This window comes from Paenibacillus sp. N119s (assembly GCF_059447605.1).
On sequence record NZ_JCAJRU010000133.1, the window covers coordinates 1 to 14,176 of the forward strand.

Annotated in this window: 15 protein-coding genes; 2 read left to right on the forward strand and 13 right to left on the reverse strand. The window is 45.5% G+C overall.

Features of this window, described 5'->3' with window-relative positions:
- Positions 1-341: 341 nt before the first annotated feature.
- From AC5V8P_RS15570 to cymR, 4 genes are all read right to left on the reverse strand, one after another.
- Positions 342-554, reverse strand: coding sequence for a YrzR-like zinc ribbon domain (locus tag AC5V8P_RS15570; RefSeq protein WP_013311529.1), 213 nt, complete (start codon positions 552-554; stop codon positions 342-344).
- Positions 555-564: 10 nt separating this feature from the next.
- A complete protein-coding gene (locus tag AC5V8P_RS15575; protein ID WP_013372611.1) occupies positions 565-1,086 on the reverse strand; it encodes a PRC-barrel domain-containing protein in 522 nt (173 codons plus the stop codon).
- Positions 1,087-1,220: 134 nt separating this feature from the next.
- The gene (locus AC5V8P_RS15580; RefSeq protein ID WP_064796851.1) at positions 1,221-2,372 is read right to left on the reverse strand and encodes a cysteine desulfurase family protein; all 1,152 of its coding nucleotides are present in this window, start codon (positions 2,370-2,372) and stop codon (positions 1,221-1,223) included.
- A gap of 10 nt (positions 2,373-2,382) precedes the next feature.
- On the reverse strand, positions 2,383-2,802 hold the full coding sequence (cymR, locus tag AC5V8P_RS15585) for a cysteine metabolism transcriptional regulator CymR (RefSeq protein ID WP_013372613.1): 420 nt from the start codon (positions 2,800-2,802) through the stop codon (positions 2,383-2,385).
- Positions 2,803-3,106: 304 nt separating this feature from the next.
- On the opposite strand from cymR, the gene mnmA reads away from it, so the two are divergent.
- Positions 3,107-4,228, forward strand: coding sequence for a tRNA 2-thiouridine(34) synthase MnmA (gene mnmA, locus AC5V8P_RS15590; protein WP_167669732.1), 1,122 nt, complete (start codon positions 3,107-3,109; stop codon positions 4,226-4,228).
- A 269-nt stretch (positions 4,229-4,497) separates the two neighbouring features.
- Here the strand turns inward: mnmA and AC5V8P_RS15595 are convergent, their stop codons facing one another.
- Together AC5V8P_RS15595 and AC5V8P_RS15600 are read right to left on the reverse strand one after the other, a co-directional pair.
- Entirely contained in the window at positions 4,498-5,154 is a 657-nt protein-coding gene (locus AC5V8P_RS15595; RefSeq protein WP_064796852.1) for a DUF5984 family protein, read from the reverse strand.
- Entirely contained in the window at positions 5,151-6,299 is a 1,149-nt protein-coding gene (locus AC5V8P_RS15600) for a WXG100 family type VII secretion target (RefSeq protein WP_081276807.1), read from the reverse strand. Before AC5V8P_RS15600 ends, AC5V8P_RS15595 begins: the two co-directional genes overlap by 4 nt.
- Before the next feature lie 397 nt (positions 6,300-6,696).
- Between AC5V8P_RS15600 and AC5V8P_RS15605 the strand changes: the two genes are divergently transcribed.
- Positions 6,697-7,527: a PPK2 family polyphosphate kinase gene (locus AC5V8P_RS15605; RefSeq protein ID WP_064796853.1), complete on the forward strand. Its 831-nt coding sequence runs from the start codon at positions 6,697-6,699 to the stop codon at positions 7,525-7,527.
- Between the two features lie 106 nt (positions 7,528-7,633).
- Here AC5V8P_RS15605 and crcB (AC5V8P_RS15610) read toward each other — a convergent pair whose 3' ends face one another.
- From crcB (AC5V8P_RS15610) to AC5V8P_RS15640, 7 genes are all read right to left on the reverse strand, one after another.
- Entirely contained in the window at positions 7,634-7,999 is a 366-nt protein-coding gene (crcB, locus tag AC5V8P_RS15610) for a fluoride efflux transporter CrcB (RefSeq protein ID WP_063213018.1), read from the reverse strand.
- Positions 7,996-8,397: a fluoride efflux transporter CrcB gene (crcB, locus tag AC5V8P_RS15615; RefSeq protein ID WP_063213017.1), complete on the reverse strand. Its 402-nt coding sequence runs from the start codon at positions 8,395-8,397 to the stop codon at positions 7,996-7,998. Before crcB (AC5V8P_RS15615) ends, crcB (AC5V8P_RS15610) begins: the two co-directional genes overlap by 4 nt.
- Before the next feature lie 39 nt (positions 8,398-8,436).
- Positions 8,437-9,747 carry a replication-associated recombination protein A gene (locus tag AC5V8P_RS15620; RefSeq protein ID WP_063213016.1) on the reverse strand — a complete coding sequence of 437 codons (1,311 nt, stop codon included), beginning with the start codon at positions 9,745-9,747 and terminating at the stop codon, positions 8,437-8,439.
- A gap of 279 nt (positions 9,748-10,026) precedes the next feature.
- The gene (locus tag AC5V8P_RS15625; RefSeq protein WP_064796854.1) at positions 10,027-12,168 is read right to left on the reverse strand and encodes a HelD family protein; all 2,142 of its coding nucleotides are present in this window, start codon (positions 12,166-12,168) and stop codon (positions 10,027-10,029) included.
- 240 nt (positions 12,169-12,408) lie between these two features.
- Positions 12,409-13,293, reverse strand: coding sequence for a triphosphoribosyl-dephospho-CoA synthase CitG (gene citG, locus AC5V8P_RS15630; RefSeq protein ID WP_231887543.1), 885 nt, complete (start codon positions 13,291-13,293; stop codon positions 12,409-12,411).
- A gap of 19 nt (positions 13,294-13,312) precedes the next feature.
- Positions 13,313-13,855, reverse strand: coding sequence for a citrate lyase holo-[acyl-carrier protein] synthase (gene citX, locus AC5V8P_RS15635; protein ID WP_063213013.1), 543 nt, complete (start codon positions 13,853-13,855; stop codon positions 13,313-13,315).
- Position 13,856: 1 nt separating this feature from the next.
- On the reverse strand, positions 13,857-14,176 hold a 320-nt coding region (locus AC5V8P_RS15640), incomplete at its 5' end, for a nucleotidyl transferase family protein (RefSeq protein WP_495473714.1).

Sequence of the window (14,176 nt, forward strand, 5' to 3'; positions counted from 1 at the left end):
CAGCGTTGTCGCTGTCTCTGAGCAAAGCGCAGCCTCTACCGAGGAAGTAGCTTCCTCCGTGCAAGAACAAGGTCATGCCATGAACAAAATTGCCGACCTTTCTGCCAAACTTGATTCTCATGCAGACCTTCTATTAGAAGAGGTCAAACGTTTTAAATTGTAGAACTAGCCGTTTTCACAAAAAAGGATACACAAAAGAGGGTGTCCCTAGGCCAATAGGCCGTCGGGACACCCTCTTCATTCTTTATCAAGCATGATCCAATCCATTAAGCTGTATTTTTAAGCATTAGATGGTAGATCACACCTCTTCATAAGCAGCCTGTCCACTTCTTGTGTCAAGCTTAGGAAGAAGCGTGAATTTGCGGCAAGTCCTGTTGTGCCATCTCATCTCCAAAGAATAAGTCGTCCAGCGAACTAAGCGTTCCATCTTCTTCCACCTGGTAGACAGACATTTTTTCACCATTCACCTGAAGTTCGATAAAGCATCCCCAGCAATAAAATTGATGGGAACCAATTTTGCCAATATCTTTGGAATTACAATTCGGACATCTCAATAAACTCACCCTATCCATTAACAGAATATATGGCTTTTTCCAGACGCTGCTCGCTTAACGGGGGAACCATAACAGCATTTTCCCCGATGGACATATCTTCGGTGCAGGGCAGCCATTTCCGCCCTTCTATAATATCCGATACAAAACCATCGCTGATTTCCAAGCCTATTATGTTATTGCCCATTTCTTGGTCAAAATAAACATCCGAGATGTGCCCGAGCATAAGCCCTTCCTCCGTTAGCACGGATAAATCCTTCAGTTTACCGGGTCCAAGTAAGTACGTATGTTGTATATCATGAGCCTCTGTTTTACGAACAGCCTGCTGATTGCGAATCATGATCGCATCCTCACCATAAGCAACGATGTCATCCCAAGCCACCATTTTGACATGAGATGAAAAAAGTCCTTTACCTTCCAGCTCGATTCCTGTAATTCGCCAATCAGCTGTCAGCATAAAGTCATGTATTTTGCCAATCTGCTTTCCGTCCTCAACATCGAAAACAGCAAGTCCAATCATATCTTGAAGCTTCATATATAGGGTCCCTCCTTACTCTGCAGTCCGAACGAAGGTGCGGTGCTTTTCCTACATGCCTGTCAATACCTTGCTTCCGTTCATGCAATGAAATGGAAACCGCTCCTCCCTTCTTCTAAAATGCGGAGAAATCCCTAGTACCTAGTACGCAGCCGCTTCCATATGGTTTCAATTTTCTTGGCCGTGTATTCCATTTCTTCCGTAGTATTACCCAAACCGAAGCTAAATCGAATCGCCGAATTCAAAACATCTTCAGGGAGATCCATCGCCTGTAATACATGCGATAGTTCTAGAGATCCAGAAGTGCATGCGGAGCCGCTGGCTGCTGCGATTCCTTCCATATCGAGATTCATCAGCATGGTCTCTGTACCAATGCCTGGAAAGCTAATATTTAGCACATTAGGCACAAAATATTCAGGATCGCCATTGATTATAAACTCATCGCTGCCCAGAGAGGCTTCCAACGCTTTGAGCAGCGTTTGACGAAGAGCGGTATCGTGCGCCCTACGCTCCCCAATGGAAGCATTGGCAAGAGATGCGGCTTTAGCCAGCCCAGTAATGCCAGCGATATTTTCCGTTCCGGCACGACGTTTCTTCTCTTGAAGGCCTCCATGCATTAGCGGCTGAATGCGTGTACCCTGACGGATATACAATGCACCCACCCCTTGCGGCCCGTTGATCTTATGGCCAGATACGCTAAGTAAGTCAATCGGGAGGTTCTCGCAGTCGATGGATATATGCCCGAAGGCTTGAACAGCATCAACATGAAATATGATTCCATGTTCTCTCGCAATCTGTCCTACTTCTTGGACTGGCTGAATGACGCCCACCTCATTGTTGGCATACATCATGCTGATCAAAAAGGTATCTGGACGAATAGCTGCCTCAATATCCGCAGGGTTCACACGCCCAAAACCATTGACTGGGACATAGGTCACCTCGTATCCCGCTTTTTCCAGCTCATCGCAAGCATGAAGCACGGCGTGATGTTCAATCGCGGTTGTAATGATATGACCGGAAGTACGACCATCTGCCGTAGCCGTCCCAAACAAGGCCAGATTATCACTCTCTGTCCCTCCGCTTGTAAATATAATTTCTTCAGGCTTGCAGCCCAAAGAGGCCGCAACGGCATCCCGCGCTGCGCTGACGGTGCGCTTGGCATCACGGCCAAAGGCATGGACGCTTGAAGCGTTGCCAAATTGACCGGTCATGATGTCCATCATAGTCTGCGCAACCTCAGGATGCATAGGAGTCGATGCGGCATGATCCAGATAAATTCTGTTCATGTTATCCACCTCAAATATAGAACATATAATTATCCAATTCATCATGTTCTTGGTATGTGATCAAGTCCTTAAGTGTAGTAGAATCCAGCACTTCAGCAATGCTGTCACGAATTCGCAGCCAGAGCTGGCGTTTAGCTGGATCGTCTTCTTCCGTAAAATCGACCGGAGAAATCGGACCTTCCAGTACACGAATGATGTCTCCCGCTGTTACCCCAGACGGTTCATTCGCCAAAATATAACCACCGTAAGCACCACGGATACTTTTTACCAAACCTGCATTACGCAATGGCGCAATGAGCTGTTCCAAATAATGCTCTGATAGCTGATTTTTTTCGGCAATACTTTTCAAAGAAGTTGGACCTTCGCCAAACCTGGCTGCAAGCTCCATCATAATGGTCAGGCCGTAACGGCCTTTCGTTGATATTTTCAATTGTGGCACCTCGCTTATAGTAACAATTCCGTTAAACACGCGGAATAATTGGAGTTGTAAACCTCTCTATTCCGATCCTAACCCTCAGCTTATGTTAACATATTAGGGCAGGTAAAGGGAAACATTACGGTAACATTCTTAAAAAAAGTTGTTTTCGAGCGATTAGGAACAGTTTTAACCCGTTTTATATAGCTTTCTTTCATCGTTCGCCGTGTCGTTTGTTCGTCCAAACATCGTAACTTATTATCGTTTATGTTATAATAGGTGGGTTCTACAACAATATTGAAAGAATTGGGTGATGACCATGGCTAAAGCCAATCATGAAACCCGTGTCGTCGTCGGCATGTCCGGTGGCGTCGACTCATCCGTTACCGCGCTGCTGCTAAAGGAGCAGGGCTATGACGTAATCGGCATCTTCATGAAAAATTGGGATGACACGGATGAATTTGGCCGTTGTACGGCTGAAGAGGATGCGGAGGATGTGCGCCGCGTCTGTGAACAGATCGACATTCCTTACTATACAGTCAATTTTGAAAAAGAATACTTCGATAAAGTATTCTCCTATTTTCTTGATGAATATAAAGCTGGACGCACACCCAATCCGGATGTCATGTGCAACCGGGAAATTAAATTTGGCGAGTTTCTGAACAAAGCGCTGGATTTGGGAGCAGATTATGTCGCTACTGGACATTATGCACGGGTTGTAGAAGAAGACGGCCGCTTTACTTTGCTGCGAGGTGTGGACAGCAATAAGGATCAGACTTATTTCCTGAATGCATTAAGCCAAACACAGTTGTCGCGAACCATGTTCCCAATCGGTCATTTGCCGAAACCAGAAGTACGTAAGATTGCAGAAGCTGCGGGACTTTATACAGCCAAGAAAAAAGACAGCACGGGTGTATGTTTTATCGGCGAGCGCAATTTTAAGGAGTTTCTGAGCGGGTATCTGCCTGCAAAAGGTGGAGATATGGTGGATATCGCTACAGGTGAAGTCAAAGGACGCCACGATGGTCTGATGTACTATACACTGGGTCAACGACAAGGCTTGGGCATTGGCGGCTCAGGTTCAGGCGAACCGTGGTTCGTAGCAGATAAGGATCTGGAGAAGAATATCCTGTATGTGGTACAAGGTGATCGTCACCACAGCCTGTATTCTACCAGCCTGATTGCAACGGATGTGAACTGGATCGAAGGCGCAGATACACGCCCAACCGGCGAATTCCGCTGCACAGCCAAGTTCCGTTACCGTCAGCCTGACCAGCAAGTCACTTTACAATGGCTTGCGGATGGAACCGTGCATGTCGTGTTCGATGTACATCAAAAGGCCATTACCCCTGGGCAAGCAGTTGTATTTTATGACGGGGAACGGTGCCTGGGTGGCGGAACCATTGATAAGGTTGAAAAACTCCAGCCTGAAACGGTTTAAATGAATGACTATTAACATTGAATAGCCATAATTAAAAAAGTCGTCTCTCCAGTTTTGGGAGAGGCGACTTTTTCTGTAGACGTTATTAGTCCATACTTTGAAGAGAATTGATGATCTGCTCTTTATGATGTCTGTCATTCTGAACAAACATTTCTTGTAAAAAGGTTTCCAAAGTGTACATGCTATTAGGAGTTTAATAATTGGTTTATTGGATAATGATAGCTCATCGAAAAAAAACTTAGAGGCATAATGCTAATCAAGCAGTAAAACTATTCTTGGACTATTAAGCCCTTTATTTTTTCACAAAATTTTTCGGCGTCACTTTTGTTCTTAGAATTTAATAGAAGATTATCCAAAAAATCTTCAACAAAATTCCTTACAGTAGAATCAAACATACTAATAGGAATATATTCAACTCCAATTGGATTCATGAAAGTAATCCCTTCCGAAGAGTACGTAGACTCATTATCCCATGCAATCTCTATTTCATCGTTAACTCTTCTGAAGAATACATCAGGCAAAAATGAGCCTGCTCTATTTGAAAACCATGAGTGTTTAAACTCCCATTCTTGCTTTGTATCGAACCATTGATCAAATTCAGCGTCATTATCGGACTCAAACAACAAACAGTTATCTATAAGTTCAAGAGAGTTTTGTCCTTCAACTGGAAGAGGAAATGCTTCTTCACTCAATATATGCATATGATTTTCACTAAACCATTCAACAATATAAATTAAGTTCCATTGAAAAGGTGTTATAACGTTCTCTCTCTTATACTCAAAAATATTTCTTCCTCGAACAAAAAATTCAAGCTTCCCCCATGATTCACCAGCTAAACTCTTTTCATTAAAAGGATTAATTACAAGTTCATATTGGATAGCAAAAGTACTTTTATTTCCAAATGTTCTCAGAATGACGCACCTCACTTATTTCTTAATAGCTTATTGTACTCCACTTTCGTAATTTTACCATCTCTTAGGAACTGCCTCAATACATCGGCAGGTACTTCCCTAGCAGGGTTCGTAACCTCATATGGATGCCAACCCGTTTCACCATCTGGTTGAAATTTAACAAGCTTCCCCTCATAAATATTGTATAGTTGCTTGTTTTTTGAAGATGAATAGGCTGCATCCAATAACTTTTGTCCTGTCTCAGCGTCTGGAATGGGGTTAGGACTCCCCCACCCACTTTGAGGATCATGTTTGGGACTAGGCTCATACGTTCTCTTTTGAATTTCGCCCGTTTCTTCAAGACCATCAGGTACCTTTTCTACTTTAACTTCTGGGGAATTAGACGAACCTCTACTTTCTCCTTTCGACATCTGCCACAATTCTGCTGAGCTTTCTCCTACTCCTTTTGCACTTTTAACCGCAGTTGTAGCTCCATGAGCCGCCAAAGCTGCCGATCCAATTAATCCGGGTACCCCAATAATACTCCCTACACCTGTAGATGATATAGCAACTGATAATCCTTCTCCACCCAATCCAGCTACTACCTCACCAGCCCCCTGCAATGTTGTAGCTACATTCCCGAGGAGTTCTCCTACTTTAGCTGCCATGGGATGATCATAATCTCGTTCTTTATCAGGCCATATCCCCAATGTCAAATTTCCCTGAATAGCTCCTTTTGCTCCCTGTGCAGTATCCCAAAGGATTTCTCCTTGAAGTTTGCTGGCTTCCAATTGAGCTTCAGACTTGGTGATCTCAGCTTGTCCAATCTGTTCAAAGATTTTATGTAACCAACCTTCACCTGTGGATGCCGTTTTAACAGGGGTGCCAAGCCACGGCACATCCAGTACCACTTTCTCTCCATCTACCTGTGTAAAACTTTTTGAAATAAAGATGAGTTCTTGTGCAACCATAGATAGTCGTTCAAGCGTCACACTCATGGATTGTCGAGAAACCTGAAATTCCTGAAAAAATCTCTCTTGGGTGGCTCCAGACCAGCCTTGTTGGACAAAATCAATTCGTCCATTCAAAAGATTCAGCATACGTTCCATTTCATGCTTTCCGTGTAAGAACTGATCAGCAACTTCCATCAGTTTGTCAGGTGGAACTAATATTCTCCCCATTCTACCACGCCCACTTTAATTTTGATGGAAATAATCTTATCAGAAGGGGCGATTTAGGGAAATCCATCTACTATCCTGTTATTTCCTTTTTATACTATGTGACCAATGGACTGAAATAAACAGGTTACTATGTCAAAAGTATTATGGGTCAAAGTAGAGTTAAATTTCAAGTTGCGTCTAGGAATGAAAGTGTAACCGTTTCTGTTGATATCCACTTTCCGCATGACTGTGAGTAATGACAACTTGCTCATTGTGGGCAACTTACGTTGAAGAGGTTCATTAATGCGCTCATCGGTTGTTAAATGGACTCCGACACTAAGGAATTTTTGATAACGCCCCCATTTGGGTATATGATGTAGACAAGATCATTACTTCAATTGAAAAGGAGCGTGCCTTTATGTCTGATTCACTAGGAATGTTGACACCGGGTAAAAAAGTTTCTTTGAAAGAATGGGACCCCAAGGATACGAAGAATATAAAAAATAAAGAAGAAATCCGACAGGAAACAGATCAATTGAAGGAACGCTTCGTGGAATTACAAAGTAAATTATTTACAGAGAAAAAACAAGCTGTTTTGTTTGTATTCCAGGGTATGGATTGCAGCGGAAAAGATGGTGTGATCAAGCAGGTGTTTTCCAACCTTAACCCTGCTGGGGTGACTGTACACAGCTTTAAATCGCCTACAACTGAGGAATTAAGCCATGATTTTTTATGGCGTGCGCATAGCGTAACTCCAGGACGAGGATATATCGCAGCATTCAATCGTTCTTACTACGAGGATGTGCTGATCACACGTGTTCACGGGCAGGTATCCGATAAGCAGGCCAAGCGGAATATAAAGCACATCAAGCATTTTGAACAATTGCTGCTGGATAGTGGTGTAAAGGTGGTTAAAATCTTTTTACATATTTCAAAGCAATTCCAGCTGGGAAAGCTGATTGACCGGATTGAGAAGCCCCACAAAAACTGGAAGCTCGACCCGAGTGATTTGCAGGAACGGAAATTTTGGAAGCAATATACCCAATACTATGAGGATGTGCTAGAGCTGAGCGCAACCAAGCAAGCTCCTTGGTATGTTGTTCCCTCAGACAATCGTTGGTACAGAGATTATACTGTACTGCGAATTGCCGTTCAAACGCTAGAGGAAATGAAACTGTCTGACCCTGATCCAAGACCTGAACTCAAAGCCCTTTTACCTGAATTATACAAAGAACGAGATAAAAAATAGTTAAATAGGCACAGCACTAAGCTTCCAAACTTCCTATTGCCAGCTGACAACGCGCTGATTGAGGGTTTGGAAGCTTTTATTATGTGCTTACATGCCACTTCGAAATTTATAAGGTATAACTTACATTGTACCCGATGGCCGCAGCTATAACTCCTACTATTACAGAAGAAAGTACATACATAACCATACGTCGGTATTTTTTATGTTCCATCAGTTGAATAGATTCATAGCCAAATGTGGAAAAGGTGGTGTAACCGCCACAAAAACCCGTTCCTAGCAGCATCCAGAGTGCAGGAGACAGATGATGTTGTGTAAACTCACCATACAGCCAGCCGAGCAACAATGAACCGCTAATATTAATAATCCAGGTCCCCCACGGAAATACAGTACCCAACCTTTTTCCAGCCCACATGCCAAGCCCGTATCTCGCTATTGTACCTACCATTCCGCCCGCTGCCGCCCACCAGATCATAAGCGTTTCTCCTTGGGGGCAGTCTGCGTCATCTGTGTGCCTAAACGGATACCTGCCCACGTGAAAAACAAACCCACGCCTACGCTCAGCAGCAGGTACAACACTGCCGTCAACATACGATCATGAACCGTGAGGCGTACAGCATCCACCGCAAAGGTGGAAAAGGTGGTAAATCCTCCTGTAAAGCCTGTTCCGATGGCAAGTCGCCAGCGTGGGTTGATCCGCCATGATCGCAAGGTTACCGTAAAGAACCAGCCGAGAAACAGGCAGCCGAGCCAATTGATTAGCAACACACCAAGCGGAAAATCTGCCCCAGCCGCAGGCAATAGTACTTGCAGGCTATAGCGAGCAGAGGTTCCGATCGCTCCACCTGCGGCGACGAATAGTACGTCTTTCATTTTTTTATTCCCTTCTTCGCTATATTAAAGTCACTGATATTAAGACTGTGAATCCCGCCAACGCTGGTTTTGCCTGATTTTAGACTCATTTCCCTGCTCAGTGGCCTGGTAAAAGGTCTGATCTGCTATCGAATCGGGCAAATATTGCTGCCTTACATAGTGATTCGGAAAATTATGCGGATATTGATAGCCAACATGGCCGAGTTTTTCCGAGCCTTTGTAGTGTGCATCACGCAGATGCAGCGGCACCTCGGCCGATTTCATATCGTCCATGGCCGACATGGCCCGTGAAATCGCCGTGTATACGGCATTCGACTTGGGACTTTCCACAGCGAACAAAATGGCTTGTGCAATGTTCAGTTTGGCCTCGGGCCAGCCGTTATTGCGGTAGGCTTCAAGCGCGCTCACTGCTTGGACCATCGCCTGCGGATTCGCCAGGCCAATGTCCTCACTGCTGGCTGCGATGAGGCGTCGAATAAAGGTCATCGGGTCCATGCCGAGCTTTTCTACGGCATACAGGAACCAGAACAACGCTGCGTCACTGGAACCGCGAATGCTTTTGTGAAAGGCGGACAGTACGTCATACTGTGTAGACTCGTCTGCCTTGACGATCGGGCGGCGGATGGATTCCTCTGCCACTTCCAGCGTCACATGAACTGTGCCGTCTGCCAGTGGAGGTGTCGTGAGCGCCGCCAGTTCCAGCGCGTTCAATGCACGGCGGATATCGCCGTTCGCCATCGACGCGATGTGATCCAGCGCAGCTTCGTCTACCTGAAGCTGCATATAACCGAGACCTTTGTCCGCATCGCTCAGGGCACGACGCATAGCAGCCAGCGAATGCTCCTGGGTTAGCGCTTCAAGCTGAAATAACGTAGAACGACTCATTAAAGCGCCGTTGACGTAGTGAAAGGGGTTTTCCGTCGTGGCGCCAATAAACACGATTGTTCCCTTTTCCACCGCAGGCAGCAATGCATCTTGGCGCGAACTGTTGAAACGATGTACCTCGTCAAGAAACAGAATGGTCTTTTTGCCATACATCGATTTATTCGTCTGTGCAAGGTCAATCACTTCCCTTACATCCTTTACAGAGGCTTCTACTGCATTTAGGCGGACGAAATCGCCTTGTGTGTGTTGAGAAATGATATGTGCCAGTGTCGTTTTGCCGCACCCGGGTGGTCCGTATAGCAATATAGAAGAGACCTGATCCGCCTCTATAGCTCTTCGCAGCAGTTTGCCTGGACCTACAACATGCTCTTGTCCAATATATTCATCCAGTGAAGTCGGACGCAGACGATCTGCAAGCAATCGATTGTTGGGCGTTGACTCCTGGGAATATGAAAATAAGTCCATTCCATTCACTTCCTTATCATTTATGAACGAACACGTTCTTTTTCATTGAAAACCTATCCGTCCATACCGTTAAAAATATCAAAATTCAAGCCATCTACTACATTAAAATGATCATAAACCGCTTCTTATTCTACCATATCGGTTAACAGGTTGCAGATAGCCTGGTCACGGTATAACTGTTACCTTACATGTGATTCATCCTAAAAAAGAAAGAACAGCCTGGGACGAAAAGTGAATTTCGTGGCTGTTCTTTGGTTGGCATGACATACAGCGTTTTATTTACTCCGTTTGCGCCTGTACGTAACTTGGAAGTGGACCATCATGCAAGAGCCACAGCTCATGCAGCGCACGCGTACATCCTACATACAACAGCTTGGCATCCCATGTCCGTTCTCCATAATGACCCTGGTCGGCATCGGCTACAATAACTGCATCGAACTCCAGACCTTTGGACAAGTATACAGGCAGTACAGATAAGCCGCCTTCATATTGCTTTTTACCACCGTCAATCAAATGGACATCCAACCCCGCACTTGTGAAAATCTCATGCAGCTCCGCAGCTTCTTTTAAGGTACGTGTCAGCACAGAAACCGTACGATACTCCTTGGAGGAAAGCTCTTTTAGAGCGGTAAGCAAGCTCTGCTCACGTACGGACGAGTCGTAAGACACAGTACGCACCGGATCACCACTACGAAATACCGGAACTGCTGTAATACCGCCACGCACTCCCTGCTCCAAAATCGTATTTGCAAATTCTATAATTTCCAAAGTTGATCTATAACTCCGTGTAAGTGCAAAATACCCCGTTTGTTCAGACGCAAAAAGAGAACTCATTTCCTCCCATGCATGTACACCACGATATTCATGAATTCCCTGCGATAGATCACCCAATATGGTAAAGGAATGCCCTTTTACAAACAAATCCAGCAAGGCGATATGGAATGGTGAGAAATCCTGCGCTTCATCAATGACCACATGGTCAAAACGCTGTGATGGATCTACCTCATGAACCAGCACGTGAAGATATACCAATGCAGTCAGATCCTCTTCACGGATGATCTGATTTCGTAAGTCCGATTGTGTAGCCTTAAAAATAGTCCCCGGCAGAGAAGCTTTCATCTCCGCAGCAGTATCCGCGGGTAACCCTTTAGCTGCCTGAAAAAGCTGCTTGTAAAGCGTCAACGCGTCGTATTGAGGCCATTTTTTAGCATACGCCTTTTCACGAGTTCCTGCTTTTTTCTTCCGATCCTTGAGCGCAGCCGCCGAAGGTGACTTTTTCAATTCCATTTCGATCCAGCGATGGACTCTTGCCAGCACACGCTCCTTCCGTTTTGCGAGCGGATAGGGCTTATATTCCTCATTGAACCAATTCAAAATCTCAGCTCGTGGCAGCACCGCCCCATCCCAAGGTGAAAAGTCGCCTTTAGGCACCGAGATAGGCTCTAGCCGTTCTACGAAAGCTTGCAGCAGCTTCATAAAGTGAATCGAACCCTTAAATCGACCCGGTGCCTCATCCATGGATTCCGTTCTCAAGTCGCCACTCTCAAACCAATAAGCTAACGTTTCGGCAGGGTCTGCCAGCGTTAAATCCAGCCCCAACAAACCCAGCGCCCAGTCTGCAAATGTACTTTGCTGAATATTTCCGACCCCCAGCTCTGGAAGCACATCTGAAATATAATCGAGAAACATATGGTTGGGTGCAAAAATAACCATTTTGTCTGCTGAAACCTGCTCCTTGTATTGATACAGCAAAAATGCGAGTCGATGCAGCGCTACTGTCGTCTTGCCACTCCCCGCTACCCCCTGAATAACAAGGGCAGTATTTTTAGCCGCGCGGATGATCTGATCCTGCTCCGCCTGAATGGTAGATACGATATCCCGTAAACGGTTGTCCTTGTTCTCTCCCAAACGATAAACGAGAAACTCATCGGAAACGGCTGGCTCGTCGCTTTCACGGTTGTATGTATCCGCTACCCGTTCCAGAATTCTTTTACGGATGACCACGTTGCGCTTCAGATACACCAAGCCCTCAATCGTTCCCTCAGGGGCTTCATACGAAGCGGTTTCTTCTCCGCCAGTAAAGGAGTAAAACAAGCTGGCAATCGGTGCACGCCAATCAATCACAAGTGGGTACGCTGATGTTTCTTCCCGCTCTACCCCGACTTTACCGATATAAAGCTGTTTGCGCTGCCCTCTACCGCGTTCGTCAAAATCCATACGTCCAAAATAAGGCTCCTGCGAGCTTTTGGCCAAAGCCTGGCGTTTTTCCTCCCGTGCGGATTCCAGTACTTGCTCCGTAAAATCATGCCCAGTGTACACTGGCGTATTGCGAAGCCGTTCCAATCTCCGATCAATTTCCTCCATAGCAAGCGACAGCCTGTGCTGTTCTTCTTGATAGGCACTTTGAAACTCATTCTCCATTTCAGTTACCTCCTAAGAATATCAAGTCTCGATTTCTGCATCTTATTCACTTGCTCCGACACAAAAAAGGAAAGTAAGCGTAACACATTTAGCCATAAAAATCCAATCTTATTTTCTTTATACGCCTGTTTTCTTATATGAAAGACCTCTAACTAAAACACAAACGAATAGTTTACATAAAAAAGTCCCCCTTACAGCAGCAGGTTTTACAAAAAACCTGTCTGGTGTAAAGGGAACCTTTCACTTTGGGGAAGACAGCCCTTTTAAACTCTCCAACATGATTGTGACTGCCAGTAAATCAGCGGAGCCACCAGGACTAACATTTTGCTGCACAAAATCATCGTTCATCTGATGAATCATGGCGACACCTCTTTCAGACAAGATACCGCCCGCCTCTAGCACCTGCTTGGCATATTGCTGGACATAGGCTAGCATCTCCCGGTCGTGTCTGCCAACAATATTCGTATCTTCGTTGACAACCATCAGTTGTAAGAGTGTTTGAACACAGATATCATTCACGTGGTAACGTTGTGATGAATTCAACTTACGATAGACGGGCAGAGCATACGCTCGCACGGTAGGAAAGCCTGCTTCCACCTCGCCACGTATGCCCATCATCCCCCACTCCTTATACAACCGTTCGCCGACCGTTAAGCCTGTTGATTTTTTTAGGGATGCAAGCTCTCTCGCACATAAACCTTTGGTCATCTGAGCAATGGTCTTACAAATGACTTGTTCATCCAGCCTGCTAACAGTTGCTCGTGTCGTACAACAATACGCGGCGGCGGCACAAATAATACCTAGCGAAAAAATAAGACCTTTATGTGTGTTTACCCCACCAGTTGCGGCAAACATAGCCCGTTCCGCTTCCTGTCCCAAAGGGCGCAGGTTCTCAAATAGTATACGGAGATCCTGTCCATGAAAGGAATCTCCCGCCTTTGCACATCTTTCAAAATAGCCGGAAAGTGAGGCCGCACTAGACATAAACGTAAAGAAGTCCATATCCTTGTGGGCACCACGATCCAATCGGTCTACCAGTCCCGGTTTTGGGCTGGCAGAGACTTCTGTTAGCAGCGCAAGGACAGCCTGTTGAGCAAGGCTTTCACTTAATAGGCTTGTTGGCATCATAGTTGCTCCTCGCCGTTCATACTCGTTTGACCACTTGACGGTTTCGCATATAACTGTCCACCAGTGCTTTGATAGCTTCCAGTAATTTGGGAAGTGCGTGCGCTCTACTCCGTCCACATATATGCGCAGCTTGCCCGCACATGAGGCATTTTCGCTTGTCCAGGCCAAGCTCATCTCTGGAAATTGCCCTTCCATTGGGTCCAATCACATCCAGATCCAGTAATCTTCCTAGTGGATGTTCATCTTCAATCGCAATGGCCCACTTTTTCAATATTTGTGTGTCTGCCTGAACGGCAATATATGCTTCTGGACCTGTCGGCAGATCATACGCTTCACGGTGCAGCGGTGTCATTTGGCTCACTGCCAGTTGACACATCAAGATACGATAGCCTTCATGAAAAACGTATTTACTAGTTGGAGAGGACTTCTGTGGTCCTGGGATATTGATCGTCATGCTGAGCAAAGGTACCGCGTACCTGCTGATCAGCTGTCTTTGTCTGTTCGCCCGGTTTTCGCGTGCCTGTAGCATTTCCTCAAGGGTAACCTCATACGAATACATGTTATGACATCCTTCTAATACGCCTGATGATTTCTCCAGCTTCCCCTGACAATAAAAACCGATAGGTTGTGTCCGGTACAAGCTGCTTCACTTTTTTCATGTGACCCAGACGGATATATTTACGAACTGAAGAGGCGCTGATGGCCTCCCCTTCCCGTAGCAGTCGCGGTATTTCCTCTACGTCGATTCCAGCGGAAGGCAGTAATTTTTTCATGATCGTGTTGTACCTTCGAGTCAAGACACAGTTTGGCTCCTGACCAATATACCGTTTTTGAATATTTAGCAATGGAGCTATATACTGGATGAAAATTTTCAGATCAA